The sequence below is a fragment of the Micromonospora sp. ATCC 39149 genome (assembly GCF_000158815.1).
In the GTDB taxonomy this organism is placed as follows: Bacteria; Actinomycetota; Actinomycetes; order Mycobacteriales; family Micromonosporaceae; genus Micromonospora.
On sequence record NZ_GG657738.1, the window covers coordinates 2864032 to 2873058 of the forward strand.

A 9027-nucleotide genomic window follows, 5' to 3' on the forward strand; every position below is an offset into this window, starting at 1 on the left:
TCAACTCGATCGAGGTGGACGGCGGGCCGGCCGTGCGGGCCTGGCTGTCCCGCCGCACCGACGTGGACCGGGTACTGCTGAGCCAGCGGCTTCGCCCGCTGCCCGCCCGCGCGCCGACCAGCCGGGGTGATCGGGCCGCACCGTCCGGGCCGGCCTGGAACGTCTCCCTGCTGCACGCCGACCGGGTCTGGTCGCAGCTCGGGGTCACCGGTGCCGGCATCGTGGTGGGCAGCTCCGACTCCGGGGTGGACGGCCGGCACCCGGCGCTGGCCGGTGGCTTCCGGGGCGGCGACGACTCCTGGTACGACCCGTGGGACCACACCCGGGCGCCGACCGACCAGGGTGGCCACGGCACCCACACGACGGGCAGCGCCGTCGGGCGCAACGGAATCGGGGTGGCCCCCGGGGCGAGTTGGATCGGCTGCGTGAACCTGGACCGTAACCTCGGCAACCCGGCGCGCTACCTCGACTGCCTCCAGTTCATGCTGGCCCCGTTCCCGGCCGGCGGTGACCCGTTCACCGACGGGCGTCCGGAGCGGGCACCGCAGGTGCTGACGAACTCGTGGGGCTGCCCGCCGATCGAGGGCTGCGACCCGGGGGCACTGCGGCCGGCGACCGCCGCGCTGGACGCGGCCGGCATCTTCGTGGTCGCGGCGGCCGGCAACACCGGGCCGTACTGCCGGTCGATCAAGGATCCGCCGGCGGCGTACCCGGACGTCTTCACCGTCGGGGCGACCGGCCGGGACCGCGAGGTCGCCGACTTCTCCAACCGGGGGCCGGTGCCCGGCGCGGCCAAGCCGGACGTGGTCGCCCCGGGCGTGGGGGTGCTCTCCGCGATGCCGGGCGGCGGGTACGCCACCCTGGACGGCACGTCGATGGCGGCCCCGCAGGTCGCCGGGGTGGTGGCGCTGATGTGGTCGGCGAACCCGGCCCTGGTCGGGGACCTGGACCGCACCCGCCGGATCCTGCGCGACACCGCCGTCCCGGCCGGGCCGACGTACGCCTCCCGCGACCCGGCCGACGCCTGCGGCGGGGACGCGAACATCACCGGGGCCGGCCTGGTCGACGCGTACGCCGCCGTCCGCGCTGCTGGGTGAAAGGAGGGGCCCCTTGTTAACGCATACGGTAGAGAGGGGTCCCCTTCTCACCACCTTCTCCGGTGACCCGGGGTCGGCGGGCAGGAACGATCAGCGTCGTGGGATTCGGGGCGGGCACAGACGAGGACGGGCGTAGACGGGGGGGCGGGCGCAGACGGGAGGGGTGGGCATACACGGGTAGCTCGGCGGGTGAAACGGGCACGGGTCCGTATAGCGCCGTTCGGCCGCCCAGGCCATCGACGGCCGCCTACCGTCGGGGTGAGGAGGCAGCCATGACCACGGACGACGAGCAGGCCGACGACCCACGCCCGGTTGCCTGGGTGCCGGCCGAGGAGATCGCCGGGCAATTGCCGTTCGACCGGCTGGACTACGGCGACGTCGAGCAACTGGCGGAAATGGCCGACGCGCTCGCGGTCGAGGAGCCGGTGGTCCTGGTCGACGAGCCGATACGCATCCGCCGGCCGTACGAGCGGCCCCGGAGGCGACGCGACCAGCCGCCCCTGCCGACGTGAGCCCGGCCGGCACCAACCCGGAAGGGGCGGGCCGCTGACGCGACCCGCCCCTTCGGCGTGCGGTGGAACCGACTCAGCTCGGGTGGGGCTGACTCAGTTCGGTGGAACTGGACTCAGAAGTCCATGTCCCCGCCACCCGGGCCCGCCGGGGCGGCCGGGGTCTTCTCCGGCTTGTCCGCGACGACGGCCTCGGTGGTGAGGAAGAGCGCCGCGATCGACGCGGCGTTCTGCAGCGCCGACCGGGTCACCTTGGCCGGGTCGATGATGCCCGCAGCCAGCAGGTCCACGTACTCGCCGGTGGCGGCGTTGAGGCCGTGGCCGGCGTCCAGGTTGCGGACGCGCTCGACGACGACGCCACCCTCCAGGCCGGCGTTGACGGCGATCTGCCGCAGCGGGGCGTCCAGCGCGATCTTGACGATCTGCGCGCCGGTCGCCTCGTCGCCGGTCAGGTCCAGCTTGTCGAAGGCGGTCTTGCCGGCCTGCACTAGCGCGACGCCACCACCCGGGACGATGCCCTCCTCGACGGCGGCCTTCGCGTTGCGGACGGCGTCCTCGATGCGGTGCTTGCGCTCCTTCAGCTCGACCTCGGTGGCCGCGCCGACCTTGATCACCGCAACGCCGCCGGCCAGCTTGGCCAGCCGCTCCTGCAGCTTCTCGCGGTCGTAGTCGGAGTCGCTCTTGTCGATCTCGGCCCGGATCTGGTTGACCCGGCCCTGGATCTGCTCGGCGTCGCCGGCACCGTCGACGATGGTGGTCTCGTCCTTGGTCACCACGACCTTGCGGGCGCGGCCCAGCATGTCGAGGGTGACGGCGTCGAGCTTGAGGCCGACCTCCTCGCTGATGACCTGCCCACCGGTGAGGATGCCGATGTCGGTGAGCATGGCCTTGCGGCGGTCACCGAAGCCCGGCGCCTTGACGGCGACGGACTTGAAGGTGCCCCGGACCTTGTTGACCACCAGGGTGGCCAGGGCCTCGCCCTCCAGGTCCTCGGCGATGATCAGCAGCGACTTGCCCGACTGCATGACCTTCTCGAGGATCGGGAGCAGGTCCTTCACCGACGAGATCTTGCTGTTGACGACCAGGATGTAGGGGTCGTCGAAGACGGCCTCCATACGCTCCGGGTCGGTCATGAAGTACGCGGAGATGTAGCCCTTGTCGAAGCGCATGCCCTCGGTGAGCTCAAGCTCCAGGCCGAAGGTGTTGCTCTCCTCGACGGTGATGACGCCTTCCTTGCCGACCTTGTCCATCGCCTCGGCGATGATCTCGCCGACGGTGTTGTCGCCGGCGGAGATGGAGGCGGTGGAGGCGATCTGCTCCTTGGTCTCGACGTCCTTGGCGAGCTTGAGCAGCTCCTCCGAGACGCTGGCCACGGCGGCCTCGATGCCCCGCTTCAGGGCCATCGGGTTGGCGCCGGCGGCCACGTTGCGCAGGCCCTCGCGGACCAGGGCCTGGGCCAGGACGGTCGCCGTCGTCGTGCCGTCACCGGCCACGTCGTCGGTCTTCTTGGCGACCTCCTTGACCAGCTCGGCGCCGATCTTCTCGTACGGGTCCTCGAGCTCGATCTCCTTGGCGATGCTCACACCATCGTTGGTGATGGTGGGGGCACCCCACTTCTTCTCGAGCACGACGTTGCGGCCCTTCGGGCCGAGGGTCACCTTCACGGCGTCGGCGAGCTGGTTCATGCCCCGCTCGAGGCCGCGGCGAGCCTCTTCGTCGAACGCGATCATCTTGGCCATACGGCGTTGTCCTCCTGGACACTCACGGGCCACCCGAGTGTGTGCCCGGATGGGCCGCCTGGTGTACGCACCTTGGGACGTCGCCACCTGGCGACGACGACGTCTCCTCGGCCGGGCCGGATAGCCCGCGACGACCGGCCATGTGCCACCCGACGGATTTCCGCCCGGCGGCCGTGGCCCCACCGCCCCGACCATTGGCACTCACACGGGGCGAGTGCCAATGACTTGTTTAGCACTCTCCCCTGCCGAGTGCAAGCACGATGCCGCAGACAGGTCAGGTCCGCACCGGCTGACCAGGGCAACCCGGCCACCGGTTCAGCCGAGTTCACCCGCCAGTCGGGCGGCGGTAACCGGACCCTCGTACGCCCGCTGCTCGGCGTACGTGACGACCAGGCCGATCAGGTACACCAGGGCCGCCGGGATCGCGACCAGGGCCGCCCCGACGGCGTACGCGACGTTCCACACGTCCAGCGACGCGGCGTCGGCGGGGTCGGCGAACAGGACGGCGGCGAACTGGATCGGGGCCACGACCATTGAGGCGATGGACGCGGCGAGCCCGACCAGGGTGATCCGCCCGAGCACGGGCCCGAGGCGGGCGTGGAAGATCTGGCGGGCTCGACCGAGCGGAGCGCCGCGCTCGAAGAGCAGCACCGGGCCGAACAGGCTCAGCGCGGCCATCACGTACAGGCCGGGCAGGTAGCACAGCACGAAGCCGATCAGCATCAGCAGGCCGTAGACCAGCGTCCAGCCCCAGATCGCCGGAGCGCGGCGCAGGCCGTACGCCAGGGCGGCGCCCACCGACGCGGGCTCACCGGCGGCCTGCCGCGCCACCACCCGGGTGCCGGCGGCCCAGCCGACCGCCTGGACGAAGCCGAGCAGGCAGCCGAGGCCGATCATCGCGGCGAAGAAGACACCGAGGTCGCCGAGGTAGCCGTCGGGCAGCGGGGCCGGCGGCTCACCGGGCGCGGTGGGCTCCGGCAACGACATCGGGTACAGCGGCACGACCGCCAGCAGCAGCGCAAGCGTCGGCAGGGCATGGGTGAGTGCCAGGACCGGCAGGAGCAACCGCCAGGACCGGCGCAGCACGCCGGAGCACCGGGAGAACCACCCGTTCAGCCCCTCCCCGGGCAGGGTGACCAGTGGGTCCGCCGGGTCGTAGCCGGGCGGCGGCCAGGGCGCGGGGTAGCCCGGCGGATAACCCGGGTAGCCCGGCGGCAGCGCCGGGCCGGGGTGGGGTTGCTGGCCCGGGTAGGCCGAAATCCCGGCATAGGTGCCGCCGACGTGCGGCTGTCGGGGGTACGCCCACCCGGCGGGCCCACCCCGTTGCTCGGACCCGGTGGGGCCCAGGGCCGGCGGAGCGCCGGCCGCAGCCTGGCCCTCGGGGCCCGGGTGGGATCGATCAGGTGGGGGTAGCTGGGACATGAGCCCTCCTCAGCGGCGATGCCGGAACGGCTCATGATCTTTCCTGGCACGGCTTCGCGCCGCTGCCCCAGGGCAGGGCACGCTCCGATCGCCACCCCCTCGGCCGCCTCGCCGCCCCGCTCACGCTCGACGTCCCGGCCGCGACAAGGGCGACCCGGTCGGCCGCGACACAGGCGACCCGGTCGGCCACGCACCCCGACCCGTCGGGTCCGGCCGCCCGTGGGCCCGACCCGGCCGGGCGGTCAGGCGACGACGCGTACGCGCTCGGCCTGCGGCCCCTTCTGCCCCTGGGCGATCTCGAACTCCACGCGCTGCCCGTCGTCCAGCGCCTTGTAGCCATCCATCTCGATGGCGGAGAAGTGGACGAAGACGTCCTGCCCACCGTCGACGGCAATGAAGCCGTAGCCCTTCTCGGCGTTGAACCACTTCACGGTGCCCTGTGCCACGGTGCACTTCCTAACGTCGCGCGGCCTTCCACGAGCCGGGGTGCGCCGGCGGAACCGGCGGCCCGGGACCACCGGTTCCGGGGTCGACGGCGACCACGAAACCAGTGACCGAAATCGCACGCTACACGAGGAGTGACGGCGGCGCACGACCACAAATGGGGTTATAACGGACCGACCTCGACCCGGTGCCACATAGGCGACCATCACTGCGGTAGGCATGCGGAATGACAGTAGGTTCCTGCCCGCCGGCCAATGCGGACGGCCCCCCGGCCGGGACGGCCGGCCCGACCGAACGGGCGGCCTACGTACGCCGGGTGGCCCCGCCGGACGCGGCGCGGATGCGCGCGCTGCGGCTGGAGATGCTCGCCGACGCGCCGCTGGCCTTCCTGGAAACCCTCGCCGAGGCCGCTGCCCGGCCGCACACCGAGTACGCGGCCCGCATCGCGTCGGTCGCCGCCGGCCGGCACACCGCCCAGTTCGTCGCCGACCCGGGCCCGGAACGGCCGGGCGGCCCCGCCGGGCGGCTCGTCGGGCACGCCGGCGGGACGGTCTCACCGGACGAGCCCGGCCTCACCGTCGTCTATGCCGTCTACGTCACGCCGGCCCGGCGGGGCACCGGGCTGCTCGGCGAGCTGATCGAGGGGGTCGCCGCGTGGTCCCGTGAGTGCGGCCGGCCGGAGCTGATGCTGGAGGTCGTCGTCGGCAACGACCGGGCCTACCGGGCGTACCGGCGGCTGGGCTTCGTCGACACGGGCGTGCGGGTGCCGCACCCGCGGTTCCCGGCCCTGCGCGAACTCCAGATGCGCCGCCCGGCGTGACGCCGGGGTGACCGGGGTGACCGTGCGCCGCCGCGCCCCGGTGGCGTGCTCCCAGCCCGGGGTGTGAGAAGGGGCCCCTCTAGACGCCAGGCGTTAACAAGGGGCCCCTCCTTGCACCTCAGACGGGGCGGCGGCTCTGGACGATGCGGAACCGGTTCGCCACGTACGCGCCGTCGGTCAGCGCCGCGTTGGCCGCCGGATTTGCGCCGCTGCCGTGGAAGTCGGAGAACGCCGCCGACTGGTTCACGAAGACCCCGCCGGTCAGGTTGCAGGACAGATGCACCCCGACGTCGATCGCCGCCGCCTCGGCCGCGTCCAGCACCGCCGGGTCGGTCGAGTAGACGGCGGCAGTCAGCGCCCCGGACTCCCCCACCGTGGCGCGCAGGATCTCCAGGCTGTGCGCGGTGGAGTCGGTGGCGATCACGAACGAGATCGGCCCGAACCACTCCCTGCCGTACGTTCCGGTGTCGGCGGCGGCCAGCTTCACGATGGTCGGCGTCCGCACCACCGCGCCGGGGAAGGCGGGGTGCTCGACGGTACGCGACTCCAGCACCGCCTCGCCGACCTTCGTGACCTCGTCGAGACGTTCCAATACCCCGTCGTTGACGATCGCGCCGGTCAGCTCGACGCCCCGGGCCGCATCGGCGGTGAGCTTGCCGACTACGGCGGCGACCCCGGCGGCCACCTCGTCGAAGCTCTTGTGCCCCTGGTCGGTGTCGATGCCGCTGGCGGGGATGAGGAAATTCTGCGAGGTGGTGCACATCTGGCCGCTGTACAGGGTCAGCGTGAAGCCGAGGTTGCGGCACATCCCGGCGAAGTCGTCGGTGGAGTCGATCACCACCGTGTTCAGGCCGGCCTTCTCGGTGTAGACCGCCGCCTGTCGGGCGTTGGCCTCCAGCCAGTCGCCGTACTCGGTGGAGCCGGTGAAGTCGACGATCCGCACGGCCGGGTGCAGGGCGAGGGTCGAGGCGAGCCTTTCGCCGGGGGCCTCGGGGGCGAGCAGCACCAGGTTCGGGTCGAAGCCGGCCTCGGCGAGCACCTGGCGGGCGTACCGCACGGTGATCGCGAGCGGCAGCACCGCGCGGGGGTGCGGCTTGACGACCACCGGGTTGCCGGTGACCAGCGAGGCGAACAGCCCCGGGTACGAGTTCCAGGTCGGGAAGGTGTTGCAGCCGACGACGAGGGCCACGCCGCGCGGCACCACGTGGAACGTCTTGGTCATCCGCAGCGGGTCGCCCTTGCCGGTGGCCTTCTCCCAGCCGGCCGTCCCCGGGTGCCGGGTCATCTCCGCGTACGCGTAGGCGATCGCCTCCAGCGCCCGGTCCAGCGCGTGCGCGCCGCCGGCCTGGAAGGCCATCACGAACGCCTGGCCGCTGGTGAACTGCACCGCGTTGGCCAGCTCGAAGACGTGCTTGTGCAGCCGGTCGAGGATCTCCAGGCAGACGCCCGCGCGGGCCTGCGGGCCGGCGTCGCGCCAGGCGGGCAGGGCGGCGGAGGCAGCGGTCACCAGCTCGTCGGCGCTCGCGTGCGGGTACCGCACGTTCAGCTCCAGCCCGAACGGGCTGGCCTCGGTGGCGACCCGGTCGTCGGCGCCGGGCTGGTCGAGCGGGAAGTCACCGTTCAGGTACGCCTCGAAGGCCGCCTTGCCGTCGGCGGCGGCGGTCTCGCCGTACACCCGGGGGCTGGGTGACTCGGGATAGGCGGACCAGTACCCGCGCTCGGTGGTCGCGGTCAGCGCACGGTGGAGGGTGTCGGCGTGCCTGTCGTACTCAGGATGCGGGGTCTCCGTCATGCCCGCCATCATGCCGCAGCCAACGCACGGACAGTAGGGTCGGCGGACGCCGCTGGTGGCCGCCGCGCGGCCGGCGACGCCGAGCCGGTCCTGTGCCCGTGGGCGGCCCGGTCAGAGGGTGAGCTGCCAGTCGGTCCAGGCGTCGACCGGGCGGAAGCCGAGCGCCTCGTTGATAGCGATCATGTGGGCGTTGGCCCGCGCGTTGAAGGTGTCCACGACACGCAGCCCCGGCTCGTGGTCGAGCGCGTACCGCAGGTTCTCGACCTTCACGCGCAGCCCGAGCCGGCGCCCCCGGTGCTCCGGGTCGACGATGGTGATCTGCTGGAACGCGTGCCACGACGCGCTCGCGCCGATGTCGAGCAGCGTCCAGGCGACCAGCCGGCCGGACGCGACGTGCACCGCTCCGTGGTGGTAGCGGCGGCGGCCCCGGGCGTCCAACGCCCGCTCGACGCCACGCACCCGCTCGACGTCGATCTGCTCCGGCTCCCACTCCAGATCGCCCAGCGGGGCGTCGGTCATGAGCCGGCCGTCGAGCTGGGCGACGTCCGCGACGTACTCCTCGGGGGCCGGCCCCTGCCATCGGACCGTGCGGTAGCCGGCGGCGCGGGACCGGGCGTCGGCGAGTTGGGCGTCAAGGGTGGCAGGGTCGATCCGGGTCGTGTCGAGGCGGCGACGGACCTCGGCGAGCGCCGGTCGCGCCCCCATCGCGGCGGCGAACGCCCCGCCGGCCCCATCGCGCGCCGGCCCGCCGGGCAGGGCCGAGACAGTCGCACCCACCACCCGCTTGCGCCCCCGCTCGCGCAGCACTTCCAGGCCGTACAGGTGCAGGGCCCGGCCGACCCCGCGCCGCCGGTGCACCGGGTCGACGTACAGGTCGACGCTGGCGTTCTCGGTGTTGTCGAGCTGCGGCAGGTCGAGGGCGAGCCAGCCGGCCGGCTCGCCGTCGAGCCGGGCGAGCGCCCAGACCGGGACGTTGCCCGGCATCGGGTGGCGGATCGCCGCCTCGAAGCGTTGCCGGCACAGCGGCGGGAAGTCCGGGACGTCCGCCTGGTCGGCCCTGGCCCTGATCCCGTACGCCGCGTCGACCGCGTCCTGGTCCGCCGGGTCGACCGGCATGATCGTGATGCCCATGGGCCGAGGGTGGCCGGAGAAAGACGATCGGGCCAGCGAATTTCCGCTGGCCCGATCGGACGTTGGTCGGGAG

Annotated in this window: 8 protein-coding genes; 3 read left to right on the forward strand and 5 right to left on the reverse strand. The window is 72.9% G+C overall.

Features of this window, described 5'->3' with window-relative positions:
• Together MCAG_RS12105 and MCAG_RS12110 are read left to right on the forward strand one after the other, a co-directional pair.
• The coding region (locus MCAG_RS12105; RefSeq protein WP_036373202.1) for a S8 family serine peptidase at nucleotides 1–1097 on the forward strand (1097 nt) is incomplete at its 5' end.
• Nucleotides 1098–1369: 272 nt separating this feature from the next.
• Nucleotides 1370–1609, forward strand: a complete 240-nt coding sequence (locus tag MCAG_RS12110; RefSeq protein WP_007073260.1) for a hypothetical protein — start codon at nucleotides 1370–1372, stop codon at nucleotides 1607–1609.
• 113 nt (nucleotides 1610–1722) lie between these two features.
• On the opposite strand, the gene groL is transcribed toward MCAG_RS12110, so the two are convergent.
• The 3 genes from groL to MCAG_RS12125 all read right to left on the reverse strand — a co-directional run bounded on the left by groL (nucleotide 1723) and on the right by MCAG_RS12125 (nucleotide 5213).
• Nucleotides 1723–3345: a chaperonin GroEL gene (gene groL, locus MCAG_RS12115; RefSeq protein WP_007073261.1), complete on the reverse strand. Its 1623-nt coding sequence runs from the start codon at nucleotides 3343–3345 to the stop codon at nucleotides 1723–1725.
• Nucleotides 3346–3660: 315 nt separating this feature from the next.
• Nucleotides 3661–4767, reverse strand: coding sequence for a hypothetical protein (locus tag MCAG_RS12120; protein WP_007073262.1), 1107 nt, complete (start codon nucleotides 4765–4767; stop codon nucleotides 3661–3663).
• A gap of 242 nt (nucleotides 4768–5009) precedes the next feature.
• Nucleotides 5010–5213, reverse strand: coding sequence for a cold-shock protein (locus tag MCAG_RS12125; RefSeq protein ID WP_007073263.1), 204 nt, complete (start codon nucleotides 5211–5213; stop codon nucleotides 5010–5012).
• A 338-nt stretch (nucleotides 5214–5551) separates the two neighbouring features.
• Between MCAG_RS12125 and MCAG_RS12130 the strand changes: the two genes are divergently transcribed.
• Nucleotides 5552–6031: a GNAT family N-acetyltransferase gene (locus MCAG_RS12130; protein ID WP_232290379.1), complete on the forward strand. Its 480-nt coding sequence runs from the start codon at nucleotides 5552–5554 to the stop codon at nucleotides 6029–6031.
• Nucleotides 6032–6149: 118 nt separating this feature from the next.
• Here MCAG_RS12130 and paaN read toward each other — a convergent pair whose 3' ends face one another.
• Nucleotides 6150–7823 (reverse strand): phenylacetic acid degradation protein PaaN, encoded by a 1674-nt coding sequence (gene paaN / locus MCAG_RS12135; RefSeq protein WP_007073265.1) that lies wholly within the window; start codon nucleotides 7821–7823, stop codon nucleotides 6150–6152.
• Nucleotides 7824–7934: 111 nt separating this feature from the next.
• Complete coding sequence (locus tag MCAG_RS12140; protein ID WP_036373206.1) at nucleotides 7935–8954, reverse strand: GNAT family N-acetyltransferase; 1020 nt, start codon at nucleotides 8952–8954, stop codon at nucleotides 7935–7937.
• Between the last annotated feature and the right edge of the window lie 73 nt (nucleotides 8955–9027).